The organism is Exiguobacterium sp. SH3S1 (genome assembly GCF_004337105.1).
GTDB lineage: Bacteria > Bacillota > Bacilli > Exiguobacteriales > Exiguobacteriaceae > Exiguobacterium > Exiguobacterium aurantiacum_A.
In genome coordinates this window covers 40,402-65,918 of sequence record NZ_SJUW01000011.1, presented here as the reverse complement: position 1 = coordinate 65,918, position 25,517 = coordinate 40,402, and the positions used below count along the sequence as shown (strand labels likewise).

The 25,517-nt window shown below is 52.7% G+C and carries 24 protein-coding genes; 15 read left to right on the top strand and 9 right to left on the bottom strand.

The window, feature by feature from the left end; all coding sequences use genetic code 11:
• Positions 1-34 precede the first annotated feature (34 nt).
• A complete protein-coding gene (locus EVJ26_RS11925; protein WP_070327338.1) occupies positions 35-748 on the bottom strand; it encodes a YebC/PmpR family DNA-binding transcriptional regulator in 714 nt (237 codons plus the stop codon).
• 79 nt (positions 749-827) lie between these two features.
• The gene (locus tag EVJ26_RS11920; RefSeq protein ID WP_070327337.1) at positions 828-1,274 is read right to left on the bottom strand and encodes a MarR family winged helix-turn-helix transcriptional regulator; all 447 of its coding nucleotides are present in this window, start codon (positions 1,272-1,274) and stop codon (positions 828-830) included.
• A 386-nt stretch (positions 1,275-1,660) separates the two neighbouring features.
• On the opposite strand from EVJ26_RS11920, the gene adhE reads away from it, so the two are divergent.
• From adhE to EVJ26_RS11875, 9 genes are all read left to right on the top strand, one after another.
• A complete protein-coding gene (adhE, locus tag EVJ26_RS11915) occupies positions 1,661-4,252 on the top strand; it encodes a bifunctional acetaldehyde-CoA/alcohol dehydrogenase (protein ID WP_131457634.1) in 2,592 nt (863 codons plus the stop codon).
• 146 nt (positions 4,253-4,398) lie between these two features.
• Positions 4,399-5,595: a zinc-binding metallopeptidase family protein gene (locus EVJ26_RS11910; protein ID WP_131470579.1), complete on the top strand. Its 1,197-nt coding sequence runs from the start codon at positions 4,399-4,401 to the stop codon at positions 5,593-5,595.
• Between the two features lie 99 nt (positions 5,596-5,694).
• Positions 5,695-6,603, top strand: a complete 909-nt coding sequence (locus EVJ26_RS11905) for an alpha/beta hydrolase (RefSeq protein WP_131470577.1) — start codon at positions 5,695-5,697, stop codon at positions 6,601-6,603.
• A 142-nt stretch (positions 6,604-6,745) separates the two neighbouring features.
• Positions 6,746-7,492, top strand: coding sequence for a DeoR/GlpR family DNA-binding transcription regulator (locus EVJ26_RS11900; RefSeq protein WP_131470575.1), 747 nt, complete (start codon positions 6,746-6,748; stop codon positions 7,490-7,492).
• Entirely contained in the window at positions 7,489-8,418 is a 930-nt protein-coding gene (gene pfkB / locus EVJ26_RS11895; protein WP_131457638.1) for a 1-phosphofructokinase, read from the top strand. The genes EVJ26_RS11900 and pfkB overlap by 4 nt, the downstream gene beginning before the upstream one ends.
• Positions 8,415-10,322 (top strand): PTS fructose transporter subunit IIABC, encoded by a 1,908-nt coding sequence (locus tag EVJ26_RS11890; RefSeq protein WP_131457639.1) that lies wholly within the window; start codon positions 8,415-8,417, stop codon positions 10,320-10,322. The genes pfkB and EVJ26_RS11890 overlap by 4 nt, the downstream gene beginning before the upstream one ends.
• Before the next feature lie 132 nt (positions 10,323-10,454).
• Positions 10,455-10,976, top strand: coding sequence for a GNAT family N-acetyltransferase (locus tag EVJ26_RS11885; protein WP_131468077.1), 522 nt, complete (start codon positions 10,455-10,457; stop codon positions 10,974-10,976).
• A gap of 48 nt (positions 10,977-11,024) precedes the next feature.
• On the top strand, positions 11,025-11,690 hold the full coding sequence (locus EVJ26_RS11880; protein WP_131470573.1) for an alpha/beta family hydrolase: 666 nt from the start codon (positions 11,025-11,027) through the stop codon (positions 11,688-11,690).
• A 198-nt stretch (positions 11,691-11,888) separates the two neighbouring features.
• Positions 11,889-13,868 carry a methyl-accepting chemotaxis protein gene (locus EVJ26_RS11875; protein ID WP_131470571.1) on the top strand — a complete coding sequence of 660 codons (1,980 nt, stop codon included), beginning with the start codon at positions 11,889-11,891 and terminating at the stop codon, positions 13,866-13,868.
• Positions 13,869-13,931: 63 nt separating this feature from the next.
• Here the strand turns inward: EVJ26_RS11875 and EVJ26_RS11870 are convergent, their stop codons facing one another.
• Together EVJ26_RS11870 and cls are read right to left on the bottom strand one after the other, a co-directional pair.
• Positions 13,932-14,774, bottom strand: coding sequence for a sensor domain-containing diguanylate cyclase (locus tag EVJ26_RS11870; RefSeq protein ID WP_161567620.1), 843 nt, complete (start codon positions 14,772-14,774; stop codon positions 13,932-13,934).
• Positions 14,775-15,002: 228 nt separating this feature from the next.
• Positions 15,003-16,460: a cardiolipin synthase gene (cls, locus tag EVJ26_RS11865; protein WP_131457644.1), complete on the bottom strand. Its 1,458-nt coding sequence runs from the start codon at positions 16,458-16,460 to the stop codon at positions 15,003-15,005.
• A 125-nt stretch (positions 16,461-16,585) separates the two neighbouring features.
• On the opposite strand from cls, the gene EVJ26_RS11860 reads away from it, so the two are divergent.
• The 3 genes from EVJ26_RS11860 to EVJ26_RS11850 all read left to right on the top strand — a co-directional run bounded on the left by EVJ26_RS11860 (position 16,586) and on the right by EVJ26_RS11850 (position 18,612).
• Positions 16,586-16,981: an OsmC family protein gene (locus tag EVJ26_RS11860; protein WP_370250776.1), complete on the top strand. Its 396-nt coding sequence runs from the start codon at positions 16,586-16,588 to the stop codon at positions 16,979-16,981.
• Positions 16,982-17,066: 85 nt separating this feature from the next.
• Positions 17,067-17,555, top strand: a complete 489-nt coding sequence (locus EVJ26_RS11855) for a GNAT family N-acetyltransferase (RefSeq protein ID WP_131457646.1) — start codon at positions 17,067-17,069, stop codon at positions 17,553-17,555.
• Between the two features lie 61 nt (positions 17,556-17,616).
• Positions 17,617-18,612: a Gfo/Idh/MocA family oxidoreductase gene (locus tag EVJ26_RS11850; protein WP_131470569.1), complete on the top strand. Its 996-nt coding sequence runs from the start codon at positions 17,617-17,619 to the stop codon at positions 18,610-18,612.
• A 40-nt stretch (positions 18,613-18,652) separates the two neighbouring features.
• On the opposite strand, the gene EVJ26_RS11845 is transcribed toward EVJ26_RS11850, so the two are convergent.
• Positions 18,653-19,687 carry a PTS sugar transporter subunit IIC gene (locus EVJ26_RS11845; RefSeq protein WP_131470567.1) on the bottom strand — a complete coding sequence of 345 codons (1,035 nt, stop codon included), beginning with the start codon at positions 19,685-19,687 and terminating at the stop codon, positions 18,653-18,655.
• 246 nt (positions 19,688-19,933) lie between these two features.
• On the opposite strand from EVJ26_RS11845, the gene EVJ26_RS11840 reads away from it, so the two are divergent.
• Together EVJ26_RS11840 and EVJ26_RS14575 are read left to right on the top strand one after the other, a co-directional pair.
• Entirely contained in the window at positions 19,934-22,597 is a 2,664-nt protein-coding gene (locus tag EVJ26_RS11840) for a cation-transporting P-type ATPase (RefSeq protein WP_131470565.1), read from the top strand.
• Positions 22,598-22,654: 57 nt separating this feature from the next.
• Positions 22,655-22,786, top strand: coding sequence for a hypothetical protein (locus EVJ26_RS14575; protein ID WP_016509559.1), 132 nt, complete (start codon positions 22,655-22,657; stop codon positions 22,784-22,786).
• A 71-nt stretch (positions 22,787-22,857) separates the two neighbouring features.
• Here EVJ26_RS14575 and EVJ26_RS11835 read toward each other — a convergent pair whose 3' ends face one another.
• The 3 genes from EVJ26_RS11835 to EVJ26_RS11825 all read right to left on the bottom strand — a co-directional run bounded on the left by EVJ26_RS11835 (position 22,858) and on the right by EVJ26_RS11825 (position 24,294).
• A complete protein-coding gene (locus tag EVJ26_RS11835; RefSeq protein ID WP_236633769.1) occupies positions 22,858-23,130 on the bottom strand; it encodes a hypothetical protein in 273 nt (90 codons plus the stop codon).
• Between the two features lie 88 nt (positions 23,131-23,218).
• Positions 23,219-23,851 (bottom strand): hypothetical protein, encoded by a 633-nt coding sequence (locus EVJ26_RS11830; RefSeq protein WP_131457650.1) that lies wholly within the window; start codon positions 23,849-23,851, stop codon positions 23,219-23,221.
• Positions 23,852-23,937: 86 nt separating this feature from the next.
• On the bottom strand, positions 23,938-24,294 hold the full coding sequence (locus EVJ26_RS11825) for a PilZ domain-containing protein (protein ID WP_070327312.1): 357 nt from the start codon (positions 24,292-24,294) through the stop codon (positions 23,938-23,940).
• A gap of 147 nt (positions 24,295-24,441) precedes the next feature.
• On the opposite strand from EVJ26_RS11825, the gene EVJ26_RS11820 reads away from it, so the two are divergent.
• Complete coding sequence (locus tag EVJ26_RS11820) at positions 24,442-24,702, top strand: hypothetical protein (protein WP_233589672.1); 261 nt, start codon at positions 24,442-24,444, stop codon at positions 24,700-24,702.
• A 15-nt stretch (positions 24,703-24,717) separates the two neighbouring features.
• Here the strand turns inward: EVJ26_RS11820 and EVJ26_RS11815 are convergent, their stop codons facing one another.
• A complete protein-coding gene (locus EVJ26_RS11815) occupies positions 24,718-25,413 on the bottom strand; it encodes a queuosine precursor transporter (protein WP_201738373.1) in 696 nt (231 codons plus the stop codon).
• Positions 25,414-25,517 lie beyond the last annotated feature (104 nt).

The window sequence follows — 25,517 nt, the reverse complement described above, 5'->3', positions numbered from 1 at the left end:
AAAGCGACAACTTCGAAAAGTTATCGCTTCTTCATCATAGTTCGACGTTATGGTACACCTGACGAACGTCTTCTAAGTCTTCGAGCACGTCGAGTAGTTTCTCGAATTGCTCTTTCGACGCTTCGTCGAGTTCGACTTCGTTTTGCGGTAGCATCGTCAGCTCGGCGACTTCGAACGTCTCCACACCCGCCGCTTTGAACGCGGTCTGGACGGCATGGAATTCTTCCGGCTCGGCATAGACGATGACCGTCTCATCTTCTTCGATGACGTCACGGACATCGAGATCGTGCTCCATCATGAGTTCGAGCACGTCGTCTGCTGTCATCCCGCCGACACCGATGACGGCCGTCGCATCGAACATATACGCGACCGACCCGCTGACGCCCATGTTACCACCGTTCTTGCCGAACGCGGCCCGAACTTCAGAGGCGGTCCGGTTGACGTTGTTCGTGAGCGTGTCGACGATGAGCATCGACCCGCTCGGCCCAAAGCCCTCATAGCGGAGTTCGTCGAAGTTCTCTTCGTCGCCGCCTTTCGCTTTGTCGATGGCCCGGTCGATGATCGCTTTCGGGACGTTATACGTCTTCGCGCGCTCGACGACGAACTTGAGCGATTGGTTCAATTCCGGATCAGGTTCACCTTGGCGGGCGACGATGTAGATCTCGCGGCCGAACTTCGCGTAGATACGACTCGTATTGGCGTCTTTAGACGCCTTTTTCTCTTTAATGTTGTTCCATTTACGACCCATTACGTGTCATCTCACTTTCCATTGTTCGATAGATTCACTGTCGATTATATAAGAAGAAGCGAGCGTTGACGAGAGAAAATCATCCCTCGCTCTTGTCCATCTTCTCAACGATCTCGGTCAGCGTCTTTAAACTGTCGATCAAGCGGTCGGTCTCATCCTCATCGAGGAACGCTAACCGATCCTCGAACAGGCGCCGAAACGAGTCGCGCCGCTCGAGGAGCACGCGCTCTCCTTGGTCGGTTAATTGGTTCCAGATGACGCGGCGGTCGCGCTCGTCAGGGACACGTGTAATATACCCTTCGTCGACGAGCTTCGTGATGAGCGGCGTCACGTTCGGCGGGGCAATTGATAACGTCTCACTAATTTGTCCGTTCGTGACCGCGCCTTCATCCTCGATCAACATCAATAGATGAAAGTGAGAGAAATTTAAGTTCGGGATTTGCGGGAGGTCGGAGCGGCGGAGCAGTTTTCTTCTGATTAACGGGATCAGTTTCACAAACTGATCGGCTGCATCTTGTCTTGGCATAGTCATAGTCACTTCCTAGTCAGGTTCTTTCTTCATTATACACGACCACAGGCGGGGTGGACGAGCAATCATCGGACTGTGAGCATTTACACACCGATTCCGCCAAACTAACGACACAAATAATGTAAGCGTTTACATATAGGTCTGTCCTTGTTTTCATGAAAACGCATACGATTTTACTGAGCTGATCTATAAAAATCAAGACCTATCCTCAAACAGCAAAAAAATATTGTGAAAGAGTTCACATTGTTGTCACGCACAAATTGAATGAAACGGTGTATTCTATGAATGTGAAGGAAAGCACAAACTCTTATCAGGCAAACCGATTATCCCGTGCTCTCCATCAAGTCAGAAGATCAGCTCTCATTCATGAGGAGGAAACCAACATGGCAGTTAAAGAGAAAGCAGTAGTGGAAACATCAGCAGAACAGATGGTCGACACGCTCGTCAAGCAAGCGCACACGGCACTCGACACGTTGATGACGTTTGACCAAGAGAAAATCGACACGATCGTCCAAGCGATGGCGTTAGCCGGACTCGAGCAACACGTCGTACTCGCTAAACATGCATTTGAAGAAACAGGTCGCGGTGTGTTTGAAGACAAGATGATCAAAAACATCTTTGCGACAGAATATATTTTCAACTCACTTCGCGGTGAGAAAACAGTCGGCGTCATCGAAGACGATGAGCAAAACGGCATCACATACATCGCCGAGCCGGTCGGTGTCGTCGCCGGGGTCACACCGGTCACGAACCCGACATCAACGACGATGTTCAAAGCGATCATCGCCATCAAAACACGTAACCCGATCATTTTCGGCTTCCACCCGTCAGCACAACAATGTTCAAGTGCAGCGGCCCGCGTCCTTCGTGACGCAGCAATCGCAGCAGGTGCACCGGAACATTTGATCCAATGGGTCGAAAAACCGTCACTCGACGCGACGAAAGCACTCATGAACCACCCAGGCGTGGCCATGGTACTCGCAACAGGCGGCGCGGCAATGGTGAAGTCGGCTTACTCGACAGGTAAACCAGCGCTCGGCGTCGGACCTGGTAACGTCCCGGCTTATATCGACAAGACAGCGAAAGTAAAACGCGCCATCTCGGACGTCATCTTATCGAAAACGTTCGATAACGGCATGATCTGTGCGTCAGAACAAGCGATCATCGTCGACCAAGAAGTATATGAAGACGTGAAACGTGAAATGACAGCGCTTGGCTGCTACTTCTGCTCACCAGAAGAAAAAGCCAAACTCGAAACACTCGTCATCAAGACAGACACATGTGCGGTCAACCCTGAGATCGTCGGGAAACCGGCAGCATGGATCGCCGAGAAAGCTGGACTCAGCGTCCCGGCCGACACGAAAATCTTGATCGCTGAACTCGAGACAGTCGGCGCGACAGAACTGCTCTCACACGAGAAGCTCAGCCCGGTGCTCGGCGCTTATAAAGTTCAATCACGAGAAGAAGGCTTCGCGATCGCTGAGAAAATGCTTGAAATCGGTGGTCTCGGTCATACGGCCGCAATCCACTCGACAGACGACGACGCGATCCTCGCGTTCGGACTTCGCATGAAAGCTTGCCGCATCATCGTCAACTCGCCAACGGCACACGGCGGTATCGGTGACCTTTACAACGAAATGACACCATCACTCACACTCGGTTGTGGGTCGTACGGTAAAAACTCCGTCTCTGAGAACGTGACGGCGAAACATCTACTCAACGTGAAAAAGGTGGCGAGACGTCGCGTGAATATGCAATGGTTTAAAGTCCCTGAAAAAATTTACTTCGAGAAAAACTCGGTTCAATACTTGCAGTCGCTCACGTCGAAAAAACGGGCAATGATCGTCACAGACGAAATGATGGTCAAACTCGGATTTGCTGACAAAGTCATCAAAAACTTGCCGGCTGGTGTTGACTACCGCATCTTCGACCAAGTCGAGCCAGACCCATCAGTCGAGACGGTCATGGCCGGTGCTGAGGCGATGCGCCAATTCCAACCAGACATGATCATCGCGCTCGGTGGTGGTTCACCGATGGATGCTGCGAAAGGGATGTGGCTCTTCTACGAACGTCCAGAAGAGAAGTTCTCAAACCTTCGCCAGAAGTTCATGGATATCCGCAAACGGACGTACAAGTTCCCGACGCTCGGCAACAAGTCGATGTTCGTCGCGATCCCGACGACGTCAGGTACAGGTTCAGAAGTTACACCGTTCACGGTCATCACTGATAAAAAACGGAACGTCAAATACCCGATTGCCGACTACGCGATCACACCAGACGTCGCCATCATCGACCCTGAGTTCGTTATGACGGTACCGGCTTCAATCACGGCTGACACAGGAATGGACGTCTTGACACACGCGATCGAAGCGTACGTATCGGTCATGGCGAACGACTATACAGACGGACTGGCCCTCCGTTCGATGAAGATGATCTTCGACTACCTCCCGAAAGCTTACGAAAACGGAAGCGACGCTGAAGCTCGTCAAAAAGTGCACAACGCCTCAACGATGGCTGGTATGGCATTCGCGAACGCGTTCCTCGGGATCAACCACTCGATCGCGCACAAAATCGGTGGCGAGTTCCACGTGCCGCACGGTCGGACGAACGCGATCCTCATGCCGCACGTCATCCGCTACAACGCGACACGCCCATCGAAACTTGCGGCGTTCCCGAAATATGAGTCATTCATCGCTGACGAGCGCTACGCTGAAATCGCACGCTTCCTCGGACTCCCGGCGAAGACGACTGAAGAAGGCGTCGAGTCACTCGTCCAAGCGATCATCGAGCTCGGACAGCGCTTGAACATCAAACTCTCGTTCAAAGCACAAGGCATCAAGAAAGCGGACCTCGATGCGAAGATCGACAAAATGGCGGTCGATGCGTTCGAAGACCAATGTACGACGGCGAACCCGAAAATGCCGCTCGTCGAAGAATTGAAAGAAATCATGTACGCAGCGTACGAAGGCGTCTAAGAATCCATGATCAGAGCGGTCATCCTCACAACGGGGATGACCGCTTTTTTTGCTGTAAATTAGGATATACAATTGTCAGATGACTTACTATAATTGAATAATGCCAATCAAGTATGGCGAATATTGATGTAGATGGAGACGACCAAATGACAATCATTTATAGCTTACTGTCGGCCTTGTATGCCGTATTTCTTTACTTCAGTCCGGCCGCTTACGCAAGCCCGTATGAGACGGCCGAATATTTTGCGTCGTACGACCGAGACGTTAACAGTTGGGAGAACGTCGAGCTGTTCGAGTCGCTCGGAACCGAGCTCGATCTTGAGATGGACCGCTTCGTCCATTACGCCTCAGTACCGAGCCATTGGACGACGTTGACCATTGAAGACGACGAACGATTCGATGGTGTATCTCATTTCATCTTAGAAGCTGGATTTGACGGTGAAGTGATTCAAACGGATTGGAACGAACCGATTGATGATGTAGAAGGAAAAGTCGTCGTTTTGCCGATGACGGTCAAATCACTCGAGCTTGACGGGAGGGACACGTCGGCTGATCCATATGGAGAGGTCCTCATTGATGATGAGGCGAATCGCCACTTACTCAACCTGTTGGAGGCAGGAGCCGAAGGGTACATTGTCACGCCCGATGAACAAGAAGAGGCTTATTACGGAACCATTTATACTTCGCCACGGACGCGGCTGCCCGGCATCGGCGTCGACGTTGAGACAGCAGATCGTTTGACGGACGGGACGCATGTCTCGGTCGAACCGTTCGTCGACGACGAGGTGCCGTATGTCGAATTTATTCAACCTGGTAAAACAGACGAGGAGATTGTGATCTTGGCTAGGCTTGACGGCACGGGTTACGGGGACCATGCGTTATGGAGCCTTGGTGGTTCATCGATATTGTACGCGCTCATCGAACAAATGGATGGCATTGATACGGATGCGACGATCCGGTATGTCTTCTTGAACGGAAGTGGGGGTGGCTACGAGACCGCCATGGATTATTTAGAAACAGCGAAACAGGCTGAAACTTTGCCGTCTTTAGTACTGTCATTAGATATTCTTGGTACCGGGGAAGATGCACGTTTTGTAAGGACAAAAGGGATGACAAGACTGCCGGTCCTTGAGCAAGGAAGCTGGTCATCACTTGATGTGAAGCCACTCGGGACGTCGTATTTAGATGAATTTCATGCGGAAGGCGTACCGGTCATGTCATTAAGCGATTCATTGACGGCTGAGTTTGATGCTTTAACTGAAGCCGATACAATCGACCGTTTGTCGAACGAGGCGATGGAAGACCACGTCGCTTGGCTAACAGATTGGCTCGCCACACAATGATGTCTTGAACCGTCCCCGTGTGAGGGCGGTTCTTTCTTTTTGACTGAAACACTCGTCCTCTCTCGAATTGTTCGGTATGATGAAAGAGGAGGCGATACAATGGAACGAAACATGAACATTACAAGACATTACGGTGAACTGGCCGGTACGCTTTTATTGCATGACACGCCGCGAAAGACGGTCGTCATCTTGAGCGGGAGCGGGCCGAGTGACCGGAACGGCAATGTCGGACCCGTCCAGTTCAATACGTATAAAAAACTAGCCGACGCGCTATATGGCATGGGCGTCAACGTATTTCGGTACGACAAACAAGGGATCGGGGAGTCGGATGGTGACTTTAATAAAGTCGGACTCCTTGACTTGGTCAACGATGCGATCGAAGTCGTGAAAACGATCCAACGGTTGCCTGAAACGGGCGATGTCTACGTGCTTGGCCATAGCGAAGGGGCGGTCATCGCCCCGGCCGTTCAACTCGAGACGAATGCGGCCGGATTGATCCTCCTCGCCGGATTCAACGACTCGTCGAAGCAGATGTTCTTACATCAAGCCGACGCGCTCGCATCCGAGATCGGGCGCGTGAAAGGGTTGAAAGGGATGTTTTACCGGTTGACCGGCGTCCCGAAAAAAGTCAGACAACGACAAGACGATCTGCTCGAGCGCTCGCTCCGGACGAACGTCGCTGCGTTCAAATACCGAGGCCAAGTCGTCAACGCCAAATGGATTCGTGAACATGCGTCGTATGACGTCCGGGAACGGCTCGAGCTCGTGCGCGTCGCGCTGCTTGCCATCACCGGTGACCGTGACGTCCAAGTCCCGCCTGAACACGTCCATTCACTGCGGACGAAAGGCGATGTCGACAGCTATATCATTAAAGATATGAACCACCTCCTCGTCGAACGGACGAGCCCGCATTCACTTTTAACGTTGCACAAAGAATATCGTGAGGCGATCGAGGCCCCGCTTCATCCACAGTTGTTACAGAAATTGAACGATTGGTTAATCAAATAGTGAAAAACAGTCGTAAGCGGTCACTTAGTGACCGTTTTTTGTGTTATAATTGTGACGATAAGATAAAAAGTGAATGAATTTGAATGTTTTTGATTGTTTTTTGAATGTAAACGCTTTATATTGGAGATACGGAGGGAATACGATGTTAACGAAACAACGACATCAGATGATTTTGCAACGGTTGTCGGAACAAAAGATCGTCAAGCTGAAAGAGTTGGTCGAATGGATGGGGGCGTCAGAGTCGACGATCCGCCGTGATTTGACGGACCTTGAGGCCGAAGGCTACCTTGAACGGGTCCATGGCGGGGCGACGCTCGTCGTTCGCGCTGAAGATGAGCCGACGTTCGAGGAAAAACGGGATCGGCACGTCGATGAGAAAGTCGCGATCGCACGGAAGGCCGCGACGTTCATCGAAGACGGGATGTCCGTCTATCTCGATGCCGGGACGACGACACAAGCGATGGTCCCGTTCTTGACCGGAAAGAAAGTCATCGTCGTCACGAACAGCCTCCCGATTGCCAACGACTTGTTCGATCTCGATATTAAGACGTTCGTGGTCGGCGGCGAGTTGAAACGTTCGACGCAAGCGCTCGTCGGCTACAATGCCCGCGAGAGCATGATGAACTACCGGGTCGATGTCGCTTTTCTCGGTATCAACGGGGTCGACCTAGAAGCGGGCTATACGACGCCTGACCCAGAAGAAGCCCTCGTCAAAAAAACAGCGATTGAACTGGCTCGGGACGCCTACATCTTGGCGGACGATTCAAAATTCGGGAAACGTTCGTTCAGCCGAGTGGCGCCCCTCGAGGCGGCGACACTCATCACGATGAGCGGTGCACCGTACGTCAGTTCAGTCCAATCCTTAACAAAGGTGGTGAACGCCCAATGATTTACACGTTAACACTCAACCCATCAATCGATTATTACGTCACGTTACCAGAAGTCGTCTTAGGTGAGGTCAACCGCATCCAAGAGACGACGCAGCGGGCCGGAGGAAAAGGTATCAACGTCTCGTTCGTCTTACGTGAGTTCGACGCCGATACGGTCGCCCTAGGATTCATCGGCGGGACGACAGGTGAATTTATTAAGAAAGCGTTGACGGACAAGGGTGTCGAGACCGATTTCATCGAAGTCGATGGCGAGACCCGAATCAACGTCAAGATCCGGGCGAAAGAAGAGACGGAATTGAACGCGAGTGGTCCTGTCATCTCGGACGCGGAACTTGAACAGTTGACGGCACAGTTCGAACACGTCCAAGCAGGTGATATCGTCGTCTTGGCCGGAAGTATCCCTGGCAATCTACCGAGCACACTTTACCGGACGCTCGCTGAGAAAGTTCGAGCGAACGGAGCCGACTTCGTCGTCGATACGACGAAAGAAGCGATGCTCGAGGTGCTCTCGCTCGAACCACTCATGATCAAACCGAACCATCACGAACTCGGTGAACTGTTTGATGTCGATATCGAGACGTTTGACCAGGCGCTCCCTTACGCGGAACAGTTAGTCGAGCGTGGCGCCAAAAACGTCATCGTCTCGTTCGCAGGAGACGGCGCGATGCTCGTCAACGCGACAGGTGCCTATACGGCGAACACGCCGAGCGGGAAACTCGTCAACTCGGTCGGAGCGGGGGATTCACTCGTCGCCGGTTTTGTCGCTAACATTTTAGACCACGACGCAACCAAGGCGTTCCGCTATGCGGTCACGACCGGCAGCGCGTCTGCTTATACGTTTGGCCTCTGTACGAAACAAGACGTGGACCGCTTGGTCGGCGAAGTCGACGTCACCCCACTATCCCGATTGGAGGAAACAACATGAACATCACGGACCTACTCAAAAAGGACACGATCCAACTGAATCTCCGCAGTCGTTCAAAAGCAGACGTCATCGAAGAGCTCGTCGACGTGCTCGACCGGGCCGGTAAGCTAGCGGACCGGAACGGTTATCGCGACGCCATCTTGGCCCGCGAAGCGCAAAGCACGACCGGACTCGGTGAAGGGATTGCCATCCCGCACGCGAAGACGAAAGCTGTCAAAGCACCCGCGATCGCCTTTGGTCGCTCGAGCGGAGTCGACTATGAAGCGCTCGACGGCCAAGACAGCCGCCTGTTCTTCATGATCGCAGCAGGCGAACACGCCGACAACGAGCACTTGGAAACACTCTCGAAATTATCCGTCTTCCTTATGGATCCAAAATTCCAGGAACGTCTCTATGCGGCAACGTCAGAAGATGACGTCATTCGCGCGATCGAAGAGAAAGAAGCGGCCGAAGCGGCACCGGTTGCTGAAAAAACGGTCAAAAAGGATGCACCTTATATCCTTGCCGTCACGGCTTGCCCGACCGGCATCGCGCACACGTATATGGCAGCAGACAGCTTGAAACAAAAAGCAGAAGCGATGGGTGTCGACATCAAAGTCGAGACGAACGGTTCGACTGGCGTCAAAAACGAATTGACGGCAGCTGATATCGCCAAAGCGACAGCTATCATCGTCGCGGCCGATAAAGCCGTCGACATGGAGCGGTTCGCCGGGAAACACGTGATCGAAGTACCGGTCGCGCAAGGCATCCGCAAACCGGAAGAGTTGATCAACCGGGCTGTGAAACAAGATGCACCGGTTTACCGTTCGACAGGGACGTCAGGCGCTCCTAAAGAACAGCGCACCGGCATTTACAAACACTTGATGAGCGGGGTATCAGCCATGCTGCCACTCGTCGTCGCCGGTGGTCTATTGATTGCCCTCAGCTTCTTCTGGGGAATCAACTCGGCAAACCCAGATGATCCGTCGTACAATGAATTTGCGGCTCAGCTCATGACAATCGGTGGCGCGGCGTTCGGATTCCTCGTCCCAATCCTTGCCGGTTTCATCGCGATGTCGATCGCCGATCGTCCGGGTCTCGCACCTGGTCTCGTCGCCGGTGTGCTCGCGAGCGAAGGGAATGCCGGATTCCTCGGTGGACTCATCGCCGGTTTCTTAGCTGGTTACGTCGTCCTGTTCTTGAAAAAAGCACTCGCGAAATTGCCAGCGACGCTTGAAGGAATTAAACCAGTCCTCCTGTATCCGTTGCTCGGCTCGTTCATCTCAGGGATGATCATGCTACTTGTCGTCAACGAACCGATTGCAGCGTTCATGACATGGTTGATGGATACGCTCAACAGCATGAGTGGTGCTAACGCCATCTTGCTCGGTGTCATCGTCGGTGGGATGATGGCCGTCGATATGGGTGGCCCGATCAACAAGACAGCATACGTGTTCGGTACGGCGGCACTCACAGCCGGTAACCAAGAAGTCATGGCGGCCGTCATGGCAGGTGGGATGGTGCCACCGCTTCTCGTCGCGCTCGCGTCAACCGTGTTCGCTCGTCAGAAGTTCTCGAAACAAGAACGTGAAGCTGGTAAGACGGCGTACATCATGGGCGCCTCGTTCATCACAGAAGCGGCCATCCCGTTCGCTGCGGCCGACCCGATCCGGGTATTGCCGTCAGCGATTCTCGGGTCAGCACTCGCCGGTGGATTATCTGCCTTCTTCGCGATTCAATTGCCGGCGCCACACGGTGGGATCTTCGTCTTCCCGTTACTTGAAGGAGCTGGAAACGTCGCGATGAGCATGGGTCTCTACGCACTTGCGATTCTCGCAGGGGCACTCGTCGGGGCACTCCTTCTCTCGTTCTTGAAAAAACCGCTTACGACAGCGACTGCAGAGCCAACGCGTGACGTCGCTTAACAAACTCGACCGTAGGGATTCCTACGGTCGTTTTTTGTCAAATGATTGTCAGTCGTTTCTGGAAGAAGTGTGATTTCGATTCGGTGATTTGTGGTAAACTACTTGTAAAACTTAGGGTAGGAGGGGGTACGGATGCAAATACGGAAAGCTGAGCCGAAAGACGCTTACGGGATCGCGCGCGTCAGGGTCAACGGTTGGCGAACGACTTATCGGGGAATCGTTCCGACCGAGTTTTTATTAAAGCTTTCTTCTGGGTCGATCGAGTGGTCGGAAAAAGTCCGGAGTGCCCTTTCCAACCGCGAAATCAGCGGATTCGTCGCCATAGTCGATGAGGAGATCGTTGGTTTCGTATTGTATGGGGACGAGCGGACGGGGGACTATCCGGACCATCCGAACGAGATTTACGCGATTTACATTTTAGAAAACCATCAACGAAACGGGATCGGCTCGCTCTTACTCGAGCAAGCGGTCCAAACGATGTCTAGCCGTGGCGTTATCATCTGGGCGCTCGAGCTGAACCCGCACCGGGCGTTTTATGAACAGCGCCAAGGACGAGTCGTCGATGCGAAAGAGCGCTTGTTCGGCGAACTCGCGTTGCGCGAAGTCGCCTATGGCTGGACGGAAGCGACCCATGATGCGATTGTCGGAGCTTGAGACGCGGCCTATCTGGCCGCGTCTATTTCATTAATAAGGGGGCAGATTATGATTCAAGTAGTAACGAGTACAGTGACAGGAATTGGCAGAATCGAAATCTCGTATTCGCTGATGCAACATGAGACGACTTCTTCTCAGCTGGCCATTTTATTGCCCGGTTTTCGCTATTCGACCGATGCCCCGGTGTTTCATTTTTCGACGAGCCTTTTACTTGAACGCCACGTTGATGTGTTGGAGATCAACTATGAATATTATCGCGAGCAATACGATGAAATCGAAGACATCGGCGAGATTGTTAGACAGGATGTGGCCACAATTGTCGACCACGTGTTGTCGCAGCATACATATGAGCAATTTTATTTAATCGGCAAGTCGCTCGGAACGATCGCAATGGTCACGGAATTGAAAAGATCGATTTTCCAGGATGCGTTTGCTATCTGGCTAACGCCACTCATTCAACGAGATGATGTCAGGGAGACTATCGTTTCGTCTGAGACACCTCGCCTCGTCGTCATCGGGGACCGTGACCACTGTTATACGGAGAGCCGTTACAAAGAAATTTCAGACGTTCCTTTGCTGACGTCGGTTCTGCTTCCTGATGTGAACCACAGCCTAGAACGTGAGCACGATACGTTGGGCTCGCTTGCCGTCCTCACACAAGTGATCGATGCAATCAATCAGTTCCTACCAGACAATGTAACGGATGGCGATTAAGCCGCGGTTAACCCATTGATAGGACCGTCTGTTCGTTTGATGCGAGCAGACGGTTTTCTGTATATAATGAAAAGGTTTTCAATTGACAAGAATAGAAAAACGGTGACGATTTTTTGCTAAGGTCATCAAAAAGCCCCGAATTCTAGCCGATACATAGGTTAACGTAGCGAGAGTTATTCTCGGGAATAGGGGTTATTTATGAAACGGACGAAACAACGAACCATCAGCATTAAACAAAAGTTGATCACGATGTCATTGCTCTTATTATTGATTCCATCGTTATTGATCGGCTTTGTCGCTTACTATCAGGCGAAACAAAAAATTACGGATCAAATCATGCAGTCGGCGCACGCGGGTGTGGAGCGGATGAATGACGAGATCACGAATCTGATTGAACCGATTGAGCGCGACGTCGCCTTTTTTGCGGGGCGGATTGACGAGTCGCTCTACGAAGAAGGAGAAGACAACCTTGGGTTAGAGGAGAAGTTCGTCGAATATTTGGCGACCCATCCGAAAGTGACGAACATCTATTACGCGTCGACGGAAGGCGTGATGACGATTTACCCTGTCCAGTCGTTGCCTGACGGCTATGATCCCCGGACACGTCCGTGGTACGAAGCGGCAGATGGTGCCGGAGGGAACGTCGTCATCACCGACCCTTACGTCGATGCGTCATCAGGTAAAATGATGGTCACGCTATCGCAGACAACGGATGACGGTCGTGGCGTCATCGCAGTCGACGTTGACGTCGATGACATCGCGAGTGTTGCGGCTGGCATTCAAATCGGGAAAGAAGGCTATGTCACAATCCTTGATGCGAACCAGCAGTTCGTGACCCATCCGACGTTAGCCGCAGGCGAGAAGGCATCAGGCGATTGGGTCGAATCGCTTTACGACGGCAAAGACGGCAGCTTTTCATATGTGTTCGAAAATGAAGACAAACAAATGGACTTCATGACGAACGACTTGACGGGCTGGAAAGTGGCCGGGACGTTGTATGATAAAGAAATTACAGATGAGACGGTCGGTATCCTGTGGACGACATTAAGTGTCATCGCCGGGATGAGTTTGCTTGCTGCCGTCATCTTATACTTCATCTTACGCTCGATCATTCGACCGTTGAACCGGTTGACGACGGGCGCGGAACGGATTCAAGCAGGAGATTTGACGGAAGAGATCGTCGTCGATTCGAACGATGAGATCGGACGTGTCGCTGAAAGTTTCAACGGCATGACGGCGTCACTCCGCTCGATCATCATCAATCTCGATCAATCGATCGGGCAAGTCGCCGCATCGTCGCAAGAACTCATGGCCAACTCGGCGCAGAATGCGGCATCTTCTGAGCAGATTGCCGGCGCGGTCCAGCAGATGGCGGCCGGGGCCGACGATTCGAAACGTCAGCTCGACGACAACGCCGTCTCGCTCCAAGCAATCACGGCAGGCATCATGCGCATCGCTGAAAGCTCGACGGACGTATCGGAACTGTCTCGCGAGACGGCGATCGAAGCGGAAGACGGGACTGCTGCCGTCACTCATAACGTGACGCAAATGAAAGCAATCGACACATCGGTCGAGACGTTCGGTGCAGTCATCGAGTCGCTCGCCAAGCGTTCGAACGAGATCGGAAACATTGTCGATGTGATCAACGGGATCGCGACGCAGACGAACTTGCTCGCCTTGAACGCGGCGATCGAGGCTGCCCGCGCCGGTGAGAACGGGAAAGGGTTTGCCGTCGTCGCGAGTGAAGTTCGGAAGCTAGCCGAACAGTCACAGGACTCGACGAAGCAAATTTCGCAGTTGATTGAGAACATCAAGCAAGAGACGGAGCGGTCTGTCACGTTGATGAAAGAAGTTTCAGCCCATACGAAAGCGGGTCTTGAGACGACCGAGAACACGGCGGAGCGCTTCAAGAAGATCATGTTACGGACGCAGGAGATGACGCCACGGATCGAGGACGTGACGGCCACTGTCGAAGAAATCGCGGCGAACGTCGAAGAAGTTTCAGCATCAGCGACGCAAATCGCTCACATCGCTGAGGAGAACTCGAACGCCTCGAAACAAGTCGCGGCGACGACAGAAGACCAGCTCGGTTCGATGGAGGAAGTGTCGCAATCCGCGAAAGCACTCGCCGATATGGCGGAGGAGTTGCAAGAACTCGTATCACGATTCAATGTATAAACGAAAGGCAGAGCGGATCCGCTCTGCCTTTTTGGTACACTTCGATTCTTCTTAGAGTTCATATCATCGTTTGCTCGACACTTGGTTGCGGCCTGAGTTTTTTGCCACGTACAGCGCCTCGTCCGCGTCTTGAAGTGCTTGTTCGACGGTCTTTCCGCCATCAAGCGAACTGACGCCGAACGAACATGTGACGTGCGGGACCGGACCGAACGGTTCGTCGTTGATCTTTTGACGTAACTTGTCGGCCAACTGGATGCCATCAGTAAGTGTCGACTGCGGGGCGACGATTAAAAACTCTTCGCCGCCCCAGCGACCGATCGAATCGGTCTTCCTTATATTGCGGCGGAGCAATTGAGCGATCGAACGTAACACGAGATCGCCGGTCGGGTGACCGAACGTGTCGTTGACGAGCTTGAAGTAGTCGATATCGAGCATGATGACGGCGGCAGGTGCTTTCGTGTCGGCCGTATCTTGGACAGCCGAGGTCAGGACGTCGCCGACTTTTTTACGGTTGAATAACTCGGTCAACGGGTCGAGTGACGACAGATGCTCCATCCGTTCTTCATAACGTCGCTGTTCGGTCGTGTCTTCGATGACGCCGACCCCGCCGTCGATTCGGCCGTCAGCCTGAAAGCTTGGCGACATCGTCGTCCGGACGAAACGGGGCTGTCGATTCGGAGGGGTATACCAACCGGCTAAACGGACGGTCTCGCCTGCCAGTACACGGGCGACGGCACCGTATAAGTCAAACGTTGAGGTCGTGCACCGTTCAAACATCGAGCTTGTCGTCGGGACGACCCCGAGTAAGTCGACGAACGAATCGTTGTAACTGATGATGCGTCCGAACGTATCGAATGCAAAGAGACCGATCGGTAACTGGTCCCACGAGGAAGGATCGGGTTTCATGGTGTGGGTGTCTTGGTGAATTCGTTCTTGATCAGCCATAGAATGACATATGCGCGAACGCATACTTCCTCCTTTCTTTAACGAAACGAGAGTTTAGGACGTTCGTACTGATACTTTATACCCTTATTTGGAAGAATATTAGCTAAAACATGATAAAAATAAGCTGAAATCTAGAATTTGTCGGCTGATGGACATAAAAAAGAGACCGCTTGCGCGATCTCACAACGGTCATAAGATTGGGCTGAGCAACCGTGACACACCTTCGCGCATCCGGACGCTCCACTTCCGGACCGCATAGTCGTCGACCGTATAGCGCCGACTGACGGCGACGTCCGACTCGAACAACGAGGCGAGCTCAAGAGCGACCCGCTCATCGTAGATGATGGCGTTCACTTCGAAGTTCAAGCGGAAGCTGCGGGCGTCCAAATTCGTCGTGCCGACGGTCGAAATTTCGTCATCGACGACGAGCGTCTTCGCGTGCAGGAAGCCTTCATCGTACATGTAGACGTTCGCCCCGTAATCGAGCAGCTCACCGAGGAACGACAGTGACGCCCACATGACGAACGGATGGTCCGGTTTTCCGGGAATCATGATGTCCATCTCGACACCGGACAACAGTGCCATCTTGCAGGCGTCCATGAAGCTCGTATCCGGGATGAAGTAAGGCGTTTGGATGATGACCCGCTGCTTGGCCGACGCGATCATTTTGATCATCATATTTTTCAAGTGCTCGGTGTCCGAGTTCGGTCCGCTCGTCACGATTTGCATCGGTGACTGCTCTTTAATATCGTGGCGCGCGAAGCAGAACGAGTTTTCAGGGTCGTGATGCTTGCTCCCCGAAAAGTTCCAGTCCAAGATGAACCGGTGCTGCAGGTGATAGACGACGTCCCCCTCGACCCGGAGGTGGGTATCGCGCCAGTAGCCGAATTTTTCGACGAGGCCGAGGTATTCGGTACCGACGTTGAAGCCGCCGACGTAGCCGATTTTCCCATCGATGATGACGACTTTTCGGTGGTTCCGGTTGTTCAACTTGAAGTTGATCAAGCCGAACGTCGGCGGGAAGAAGACACGGACTTCACCGTTATGCGCGATCAACTCCTTGAAGTCTGAATCGCGGAGGCTGCGCGATCCGACCGCGTCATACAACAGCCGGACTTTGACGCCCGCTTTGGCGCGCTCGATCAGTTCGTGGATCAGTGCCTTCCCGAGGGCATCACGCTGGATGATGTAATACTGGATGTTGATCTCGGTCTCTGCGCTACGGATATCGTCCATCAGCGCCTTGAACTTCTGTTCCCCGTCATGCATGATGGTCGACTTGTTGTGGACGCTGATGAGTGACTTCGATGAGCGCAAGTTCATCTCGAGCAACTGCTCGTACTTCTCAAATAGCGGTTGGGCGAGCGCGGTCTCTTTACGGTGAATCTGCTCGATTTGACTCTCGACTTGCAACGAATGAAACGATCGCTCCTCAACACTCAAGTTAAAGAAATTATCTTTTTTCAGCTGTCTACCGAGGAACAAGTAGATGATAAATCCGAAAATCGGTAGGAAAAACAAGACGAGCAGCCAGGCCCAGGTGGCACCGACATCGCGGCGTTCCGCGAAGATAACGGCTAAAGCGAACAATAAATTTAACCCGAGGACGATATACAGCCCCCAACTGATCATGACCGACCACTCCATGCGACCCACTCCTAAACGACAAATTGTGCAACTAGCTTTATAATACCTCAATCGAGGGAATAGTATGCTAGTGAAAAAATAAGGGGGAGACTGAGATGAACTTGAAAGTGGATTGGCAACAAGGGATGGCGTTTCAAACGACGACACCTTCCGGACATAGCGTGACGCTCGATGCGGCGGCGGATGTCGGGGGATTGGATACGGGGCCACGGCCGACCGAGATGTTGCTGCACGCCACGGCGGCCTGTACGGGCATCGATATCGTTTCGATTTTGCACAAGATGCGCCTGCCGCTCGAACGGTTCGGGATGGAAGTCGACGCAGTGCGGGCGACCGAGCACCCGATGCGGTTCACAGCAATCCACATCCTGTATGTGCTCGAAGGGGAGATGCCGGAGGAACGGGTCCGCCGTGCCATCGAACTGTCCGTCGACCGCTATTGCTCGGTATCGCATAGCTTGAACGCGACTTTGACGTATAGTTATCAATTGAACGGGGGCGACGTCATCCCGTTCCCATGACATCGCTCAGGCAAGATGGTTGAAATCGGTCAAACGTCTCCGTTATATTGGTATTTCAAATACTGCATAAATAAAGGAGGACGTTATGATTCGACTCGCGACGAAACGCGATGCTAAGCACATCGCGCACCTAATCGAACAACGAGCCGTAGCGCTTAATGAAACAGGAAGTGACCAGTGGACGGAATATTTGGAGCTAGATTTGTTAGAACGCGTGCGAACCGACATTGCGACGGGAAGTGTGTACGTGTATGAACAACATGGCTATGTATTGGCCTCGATCGCCTTGCTTCCTCCGGATGAATGGGATCACAATTTATGGGAAGATGGCGAGCGCGGTCAATACATACATCGCATCGTCGTCAGTGAACAATTGAAAGGCCGTGGCGTCGGTCAACAGCTGATGCAACATGTACTCCGCGAAGCCGATGGTAACGAGCCGATCCGTCTCGACTGTGTCGCCGACAACGAGTTTTTGAACGAGTATTATCCACGTTTTGGTTTCGTTTACGTCGATTCACGTAACGGATACAACACGTTTGAATATGGATTGGATGAAAGTGTCAGTGCGTGAGGGGTCAATATACCCCTTTTTTTGTTACAATCAATCGTGAAGAAACAAAGGAGGAATACATATGATCAACACAGTAGTGGTCGGTTTCGGCTTTTCAGCGACGACGTTCCACCTACCATTTTTGACGACGCTCGAGGAATTCAACATTACTGGGGTCGTCTCCTCTAGACCGGATGACGTCCGTGCCGTGCTCCCTGACGTGGACGTATACGTGACGCTCGAAGAAGCGATCGCGACCGATGCGACGCTGTTCGTGATCACGACACCGTCGAACTTACATAAAGACATGGTAACGACGTGTCTCGACGCAAACAAAGACGTCCTCGTCGAGAAGCCAGCGTTCCTAACGTCTGAGGAAGGGGAATCCCTCATCGCCCTCGAGAAGACGCGTGACGGGATCGTCAACGTGTTCCACAACCGACGCATGGACGGAGATTTCTTGACGGTGGCGTCACTGCTCGAATCAAACCGAATCGGAGACTGGAAAGTGTATGAATCACGCTTTGACCGGTTCCGTCCGCTTGTCCGGGACAGATGGCGTGAGAACGCAGGTCCTGGGTCTGGTATTTTGTTCGACCTCGGCAGTCATTTGATCGATCAGGCGCTCGTGTTGTTCGGCGAACCGGACCACGTCTCAGCAGACGTCATGGTCCAACGAGACGGCGGACAGTCCGATGACGGCTTCAACGTGACGCTGCACTACGGTGAAAAGCGCGTCTACTTACGTTCGAACCCGTTCGTCGCCGTTGAAGCGCCTCGCTTTGAAGTCCACGGTACGGCAGGCAGCTTTATGAAATACGGTCTCGACCCGCAAGAGGCCGCGCTCCGAGACGGCACGATCGAAGCGGGTGTCCGTGAGACGGGGACGCTCGTTGTAAATGAGTCGCAAACGATTGAAATCGAGCCGGGGCGTTATTTGGCATTTTATCGCCAGCTCGCTGACAGTTATTCGACGCGACGGCCGGTCGTTTCCCTCGAGGACGCTTTGTTGACGACGCGTGTGATCGAACTTGCACGGCAATCGTCTCGAACGCAAACAACGTTATCGTTTGAATAACGAAAAAGCAGGAAGTCCGCGAATTGGACTTCCTGCTTTTTCATGCGGCTTCCTCTTCAGGATTTGCCATCTTTTCCGTATGCCGAACGATCGGGAAATTGCTGAACAGTTTGCTGCCGACGAGACCGGCGATGATGCCGACGGCGAACACGATGATTGCCGTCACCGTCACCGTCTGCCAGTCATTAAAGCCATACATGACGAGCAGTCCCGGGATACCGGCGGCAGACCCAGGTGCGTTGTTCACCATTCCGGTCATCGCGACGATGAGTCCGGCGATGGCACCACCGACAAAGTTGACGCTATAGATTGGGATCGGATTCGCCGAGATGAGGTCGGCTTGTGTGAGCGGTTCGATCGCGACCGAAAGTTGGTCTTTCTTCGAGCCGATGTTCAATCGCTTAAAGAGTAAATAGTTCATCGAAATCGACGCCGTCAAGGCGAGGGCCGCGATTGCCATCGGGACACCGGTCAGACCGAGCATCGCCGTGAGCGCCATCGAACTGAGCGGTGATGTCGAGACGACCGTGACGATTCCGCCAAGGACGAGTCCCATCACAATCGGATTTTGCGTCGCTGCGAGCTCGATGACCGCCCCGATTTGAGCGAGCGTGTTCGAGACGAGCGGATCGACACCGATGGCGACGAGACGGGCGAGCGGTGCCATGACGATGACGTAAAAGATCATGTCGACACCGGCCGGAAGGTGCCGGTCGAGCTTGCCGCCGAGTAAGGCGAGGACGTACCCTGCGAAAAAGCCGGGGAGGATCCCGAAGCCTGACACGGACAAACCGAGCATCAACGCGTAGACCGGGTTGATGCCGAGCGCAATCGTGACAAGTGCCGCTGCCGCAGGTCCCGACAGCGCACCGGCAGCTTGGCCGACTTCTTCATATAAAGGGAGCGGCAGTAACCCACCGATCGCGTAGGCGTTGAACGCTTCGACGAGGAAGCTCGCGATTGCGGCGCCGGCAAGTGCTCCCATCGCTTTCATCCCGAACGGTGCTTTGTAACTGAATAACGTGAACAAGGCGAGGATCAACAGCAACAGGGCGATCCCTTGAATAATGACCATACGTGTACCTCTTTCTCTCTGTTTTATTTTCTCTATAGTTAACCATTCAGACCGTTATGTAAAGCCATTTCATCCATCTGACACGACTTTTTTGGATGGTAGCGTTTCCAAATGAAAAACGAGGCAAATGTGAACGGTTTTTTTGAAAATGTTGTGAAAATGTGTCGTCTGATGTGTCAGGAAGCCATGGAGTGGGAACATAAAAGAGATAGATTTTCATATAGGATCGACCAAGGAGGAGTAGAGATGCAGATGGAGAACAAAAATTGGCACGCACTCGAACCGGAAGAGGTGAGGAGTAGTCTTGAGACAGACGTAGACAACGGGCTGTCGAAGCAAGAAGTGTCGAGTCGGCAAGAACAGTTCGGGAAGAACGTTCTGCCGGAAAAGGAAAAGACACCTGAAATCATAAAATTTTTGAGACAGTTCAATGATATTCTTGTGTACGTCCTGATCGGTGCGGCTGTCGTCACCGGCTTTTTAGGTGAGTATATCGATACGATCGTCATCGCGCTCGTCGTCACGATCATTGCCGTCGTCGGTTATTTGCAAGAAAACAAGGCTGAACAGGCGCTTGAGGGGATTAAAAAACTGCTCGAGACGAAAGCAAGCGTCATCCGAGACGGCAAGCAGTTCCAAATCGAATCGAGCGAACTCGTCGTCGGAGACGTCTTGGTGCTCGCCGCCGGTGACAAAGTCCCGGCCGATGCGCGAGTCATTCTAGCCGAGAAGTTCAAAGTCGAAGAATCGGCTCTGACAGGTGAAGCGACGACGGTCGAGAAGAAAATTCAAGTCGTGGAGGAAGATGCTGTCCTCGGTGACCGGAAAAACATGATTTATTCAGGAACGAGTATAGCGACGGGCAGCGCGAAAGCGATCGTCACGTCGATCGGTGAAGGGACGGAGCTCGGTCAAATCAACGCATCGATCGCTGAAGTCGAGACGGTGAAGACACCGCTCATCCGTCAGACGACGAAATTCGGTCAAACGGTCTCGATTGCGATCCTTGTGATCTCGGTCATCATTTACGCGTTCGGCTACTTTGTACGTGATTTCGATCCGATCGAACTGATGCTGACGACGATCGGGTTAGCGGTCGCAGCAATCCCGGAAGGTCTCCCTGCCGTCATCTCGATCATTCTCGCACTCGGTGTTCGTAACATGGCCGAGAAGAAAGCAATCGTCCGTAGTCTACCGTCCGTCGAGACGTTAGGGGCGGTCTCTGTCATCTGTACCGATAAGACGGGTACGCTGACGAAAAACGAGATGACCGTCAAGCAAGTCGTCACGGCGAAGCACGACATCGAAGTGTCAGGCGGCGGATACGCTCCAGATGGTGACCTCGAACAAAACGGTCAACCGTTCGACCTCGATGACGACGAGTCGATGATCGACCTGCTCACGGTCGGGAAGACGTGTAACGATGCCCAATTGTATGAAGAAAACGGTGAATGGGTCATCAATGGCGACCCGACAGAAGCTTGCTTGCTCACGCTCGCCGAAAAAGCGGAGCGACCGATCGAACGGCTGAAAGTCATCTCGAAAATCCCGTTCGATTCGGAGTATAAGTACATGGCGACGCTCGTCGACTATAAAGATGAGCGGATGATCTTCATCAAAGGGGCGCCAGACCGCCTGTTCGATATGGCGGAAGATACTGAGTTTGACCGCACCTACTGGGATGAGAAACGTAAAGAGATCGCCGACCGCGGACAACGTGTCCTCGGGGGCGGATTCAAACGGGTCGATCGCTCGAAAGAGACGGTCGACCATGAGGACGTCCAATCCGGCATCACGTTCCTCGGTTTGTACGGAATCGTCGACCCACCACGACCAGAGGCGATTGAAGCCGTCGCGGCTTGCCGTGACGCCGGTATCCGCATCAAGATGATCACGGGTGACCATAAAGACACAGCCGTTGCCATCGCCCGTGAACTCGGCATGGAAGTCGAAGGCGCACTTGAAGGGAAAGAATTGACGAACATGTCGGACGAGGAGATCAAAGAAGCGTCGGTTCATAACGATGTGTTCGCCCGGACGAGCCCAAATGATAAGCTGCGTCTCGTCAAAGGATTGCAGCAAAACGGGCTCATCACATCGATGACCGGTGACGGTGTCAACGATGCCCCGGCCTTGAAACGGGCCGATATCGGTGTCGCGATGGGTATCAAAGGGACCGAAGTCGCAAAAGAGGCGTCGCAGATGGTCCTCGTCGACGACAACTTCAAAACGATTTACAACGCGGTGCGTGAAGGCCGCCGTGTATACGACAACTTGAAGAAGACGATCTTGTTCTTGCTCCCGACGAACGGTGGACAAGCGCTCCTCGTCGCGATGAGCATCTTGCTCGGTGCCGCGGCACCGCTCAGCCCGGTCCAAATCCTTTGGGTCAACATGGTCGTTGCCATCACACTGTCGCTCGCGATCGCCTTCGAACCGCTCGAAGAGAGCACGATGAAACGTCCGCCGCGTCCGGCGAACGTCCCGCTGTTGAGTCGCTATTACGTGTTCCGGATCATCTTCGTCTCGATCTTGATCGGGGGAGGTAGCTTGATCATCAACTACATGTTAGCCGACTTTGATTTCTCAATCGCGAAGCTGCAGACGATCACACTCAATACGATCGTCATGGCCCAGTTGTTCCACTTGTATAACTGTCGGACCGAACTCGCTCCGGCGTTTAACCGCCACTTTTTCGATAACAAGATTGCGTTTATCGTATCGGCACTATTGATTGCACTTCAACTGTTCATCACGTACGTGCCGTTTATGCACACGTTGTTCGGGACAGCGGCACTTGATTTGAATGATTGGATCTATCCGGTCGTCTTCGGTGCCATCGTCTTCGTCATCGTCGAGATTGAAAAAGCGATCTCACGTCGTGTCATCGGCAATAAAGACATACACTGATGTTTCGACTCTTGATCAATGTGGAATTAGTCCACTATGACAGAGGAGGGATGCTCAATGAAACGTGACGAATCGCAACCAGGGGTTCACCCGGACCCGATGCCAGACGATGAGTCTGATCCGGCGAAAAAACCGGCTCCGACGCAACATCCAGATCCGGATCCGGAAGAAGATAACGAGGAGTCATAACGCACGTCGATGACTCGAACGATAAAAAGGCGACTTTCCCGATTAAATGGGAAAGTCGCCTTTGCTGTGGATCACTTTTTCGGTGCGACCACACGATACTCGTTCATTTTATCAAACTCTTTTTCATTGAAGTATTCGACGACGACGAAGTCACCGACCGGGCATTCCCACCGGTCTTTCGCGACTTGGCACTCTTTGAGCGTCACTTTCTCGTCGAACATGTCGAGCTCTAACGTATCTTTGAGGAATTGTTCAGCCTGTTTGTCGGCGATTTTGAAATACTCGCTTAGGATGACGTCTTCTCCCTTGTCGTTCGTGTGTGTCATTACTTTAAAAAATCTCATTGGATTTGACCCTTCTTTCTCTAGATAAACTCTCGCTCTAGTATAAAGGAAAGAGTGGGTTTTGGGAAACCCACTCTCAAGTACAGCATCAAACCACTTTCGGCCGTCGCGGCGGCGCCTCGTTGAACGGTTGCTTATGACGAATGATGAGCCAAAACAATAGACCGAATAGCGGGATGTACGGGAGCGGCCACAAGCTCATCTTATAGCGCTTCGCATCCCGGGTCATCAATGTCATTTGGACGAAGGCGAGCAAGAAGAAATCGACCGTCATCGTGCGGACGAATTGATTCTGTTCGACGTATGACCAATACTGTGCGACGTTCCCAGTCATCACGGCAGCGATGAATAAACCGATCGTGACGAGGAGCAACACGACCCCGAGCAGTCTCGTCGGCAACGGCTTGATTGGCGTCGGGTAGGGCGACTGCCGTGCGAACGCGAGATACGGAGCGATGATGAATCCTCCGACGACAAAACCGGTTGCTGCCGGTAGGAGTGGATTCGGCCGCAGTTGGTTCACTTCCGACCAAAGCAGCGGGAACAGCGCGAGCGGGTAGACGCCTAGCACGCTAAAGAGGGACAAAGAATATCCTTCATAGGCATCGGTATTGTACGTCAGGAAGTCGAGCAAGAACCGGCTCGAGAACGGGGTGTTAGGACCGAGTAGCGCGATGGCGATCGCGGCGGCCCAAGGAATCAATAAAAATTTTCTAGTCATGGCTACACCTCTAATCTGTCTCTGTTGTCATTAGTATACCCTGTTATCGGACGAACAAAAAATGAGAAGTGTCTGACGACACGTTCTCATTGGTTCTCTCTTGCATAAGCTTTGATCATCGTCACGAGCTGTTGGGCTTCTTCTGAATTCGCTTCAAGACGGATCCCGTAATCGTACATGCTTCCCATTTGACTACGGTGACGGACGTGACCAGTCAATTCGATTGATTGGATTAAAGGAACGAGGTCGAGCACGACCTGAACTTTCAGCCCTTCCGACAGTGGGAACAAGTAGTCGCAGCGCAACTTCAAGCCGTGGGCACTAATGTTGAGCAGCATGCCTTCACCGTCATGCAACTCCTTGTCTTCCCATACGAGGCGGTAGGGGATGAAACGGGGGTTCGGTAAAATATAGCGGAACGTTTCTTGTCGGCGATAACGCATCGGTTCACCTCATTTCTCTACTAGATTATCGGTTCGATTTCACGATTTTTGAAGCGTTGGACCGCCAAATTTTCGGGAAGCACGGTTTACAGAATCGTAAGCGCTTTCTATAATGAGGATAAAGGTTTGGTTTAAGGAGGGGATCGCGTGAACGTGTCTGATTTACTCCGACGTTACTCGATTGACGAACCAATCATCTATGTGAAGAACCTGCACGGGCAGTGGGTCAAGCTCGAACATCTGCCGCCCTACACCATACTTGAGGTCGAGACGACGGACGAGACCATCGAAGCGCTCGCTATCGACGCTTACATGGCACTCACTGTTTGTCGGGAGACGTCGTCACTCGAAGATGCACGGCCTTACGCGGTGCGTCTGCAAATCCGAGAAAAAACCGCAACCCGTTGAGGTTGCGGTTTTTTATTAGGCTGCTTTTTCCGTCTCGTCGTCTTGTGGTTCGGTCCGCTTCGCATAATACATGAACGGCGTGGCCATCCAGGCGATGATGAACTTCGCGACATACGTCGTGACGAAGATGTTCCACCAGATGTCCCATTCCATTCCCCAAAAGGCGATCGTACAGAACGTGAGCGTATCAATCAACTGTGAGACGACCGTCGAGCCCGTCGTCCGGAGCCACAGTTTCTTCTCACCCGTCTTCGCCCGAATCTTCGAATAGATGAAGACGTCGAACAGTTGTGAGACGAGGTACGCCGCGAGACTGCCGAGCGTGATGAGCGGGAGCATCGAGAACAACGCCTCGAAGCTCTCATGCATATAGAGCGCTTCTTCAAACGGTTCGTAAAGCAAGGCGAACTGCATGAGTACCGTCGAGACGATCAAGATGAAGAACCCGAGCCAGACGCCTTTGCGGGCAGCGTGACGGCCATGTTTCTCGTTCAAGATGTCTGTCGCTAAATAAAGGGAACCGTAGACGATGTTCCCGAGTGTGAAGATGAAACCACCAATCACAATCTGCTGCGTCACTTGGATGTTGGCGACGACCGAGGCCATCGCGATCCAGGCGTACAGTCCGACCCGTCCGAACAGCTTGTAGCTGAGGACGAGGAGACCGAGCGTGAGCAGGGCAGAAGGGATCCATAACCATTCATTCAGCATTTGTCATGCTCCTTCCGAAAAATCATTCAATTCAACTTTTCAAGTTTATAGAGGAACCGGAGACGTGTCAAGACAGTTTCCATGACTGTAAGAAAAAAAGCCCT

Bases quoted from the DNA above. Each gene is read 5' to 3' on its own strand.
- EVJ26_RS11830 (WP_131457650.1), bottom strand. From the start codon at position 23,851: ATGACTAGAAAATTTTTATTGATTCCTTGGGCCGCCGCGATCGCCATC.
- EVJ26_RS11840 (WP_131470565.1), top strand. From the start codon at position 19,934: ATGCAGATGGAGAACAAAAATTGGCACGCACTCGAACCGGAAGAGGTG.
- EVJ26_RS11870 (WP_161567620.1), bottom strand. From the start codon at position 14,774: ATGAAACCCGATCCTTCCTCGTGGGACCAGTTACCGATCGGTCTCTTT.
- EVJ26_RS11920 (WP_070327337.1), bottom strand. From the start codon at position 1,274: ATGCCAAGACAAGATGCAGCCGATCAGTTTGTGAAACTGATCCCGTTA.
- EVJ26_RS11885 (WP_131468077.1), top strand. From the start codon at position 10,455: ATGCAAATACGGAAAGCTGAGCCGAAAGACGCTTACGGGATCGCGCGC.
- EVJ26_RS11880 (WP_131470573.1), top strand. From the start codon at position 11,025: ATGATTCAAGTAGTAACGAGTACAGTGACAGGAATTGGCAGAATCGAA.
- EVJ26_RS11875 (WP_131470571.1), top strand. From the start codon at position 11,889: ATGAAACGGACGAAACAACGAACCATCAGCATTAAACAAAAGTTGATC.
- EVJ26_RS11890 (WP_131457639.1), top strand. From the start codon at position 8,415: ATGAACATCACGGACCTACTCAAAAAGGACACGATCCAACTGAATCTC.
- EVJ26_RS11815 (WP_201738373.1), bottom strand. From the start codon at position 25,413: ATGCTGAATGAATGGTTATGGATCCCTTCTGCCCTGCTCACGCTCGGT.
- EVJ26_RS11900 (WP_131470575.1), top strand. From the start codon at position 6,746: ATGTTAACGAAACAACGACATCAGATGATTTTGCAACGGTTGTCGGAA.
- EVJ26_RS11860 (WP_370250776.1), top strand. From the start codon at position 16,586: ATGGCGTTTCAAACGACGACACCTTCCGGACATAGCGTGACGCTCGAT.
- EVJ26_RS11825 (WP_070327312.1), bottom strand. From the start codon at position 24,294: ATGCGTTATCGCCGACAAGAAACGTTCCGCTATATTTTACCGAACCCC.
- cls (WP_131457644.1), bottom strand. From the start codon at position 16,460: ATGGAGTGGTCGGTCATGATCAGTTGGGGGCTGTATATCGTCCTCGGG.
- EVJ26_RS11850 (WP_131470569.1), top strand. From the start codon at position 17,617: ATGATCAACACAGTAGTGGTCGGTTTCGGCTTTTCAGCGACGACGTTC.
- adhE (WP_131457634.1), top strand. From the start codon at position 1,661: ATGGCAGTTAAAGAGAAAGCAGTAGTGGAAACATCAGCAGAACAGATG.
- EVJ26_RS11855 (WP_131457646.1), top strand. From the start codon at position 17,067: ATGATTCGACTCGCGACGAAACGCGATGCTAAGCACATCGCGCACCTA.
- pfkB (WP_131457638.1), top strand. From the start codon at position 7,489: ATGATTTACACGTTAACACTCAACCCATCAATCGATTATTACGTCACG.
- EVJ26_RS11905 (WP_131470577.1), top strand. From the start codon at position 5,695: ATGGAACGAAACATGAACATTACAAGACATTACGGTGAACTGGCCGGT.
- EVJ26_RS11910 (WP_131470579.1), top strand. From the start codon at position 4,399: ATGACAATCATTTATAGCTTACTGTCGGCCTTGTATGCCGTATTTCTT.
- EVJ26_RS11845 (WP_131470567.1), bottom strand. From the start codon at position 19,687: ATGGTCATTATTCAAGGGATCGCCCTGTTGCTGTTGATCCTCGCCTTG.
- EVJ26_RS11835 (WP_236633769.1), bottom strand. From the start codon at position 23,130: ATGAGATTTTTTAAAGTAATGACACACACGAACGACAAGGGAGAAGAC.
- EVJ26_RS11925 (WP_070327338.1), bottom strand. From the start codon at position 748: ATGGGTCGTAAATGGAACAACATTAAAGAGAAAAAGGCGTCTAAAGAC.
- EVJ26_RS14575 (WP_016509559.1), top strand. From the start codon at position 22,655: ATGAAACGTGACGAATCGCAACCAGGGGTTCACCCGGACCCGATGCCA.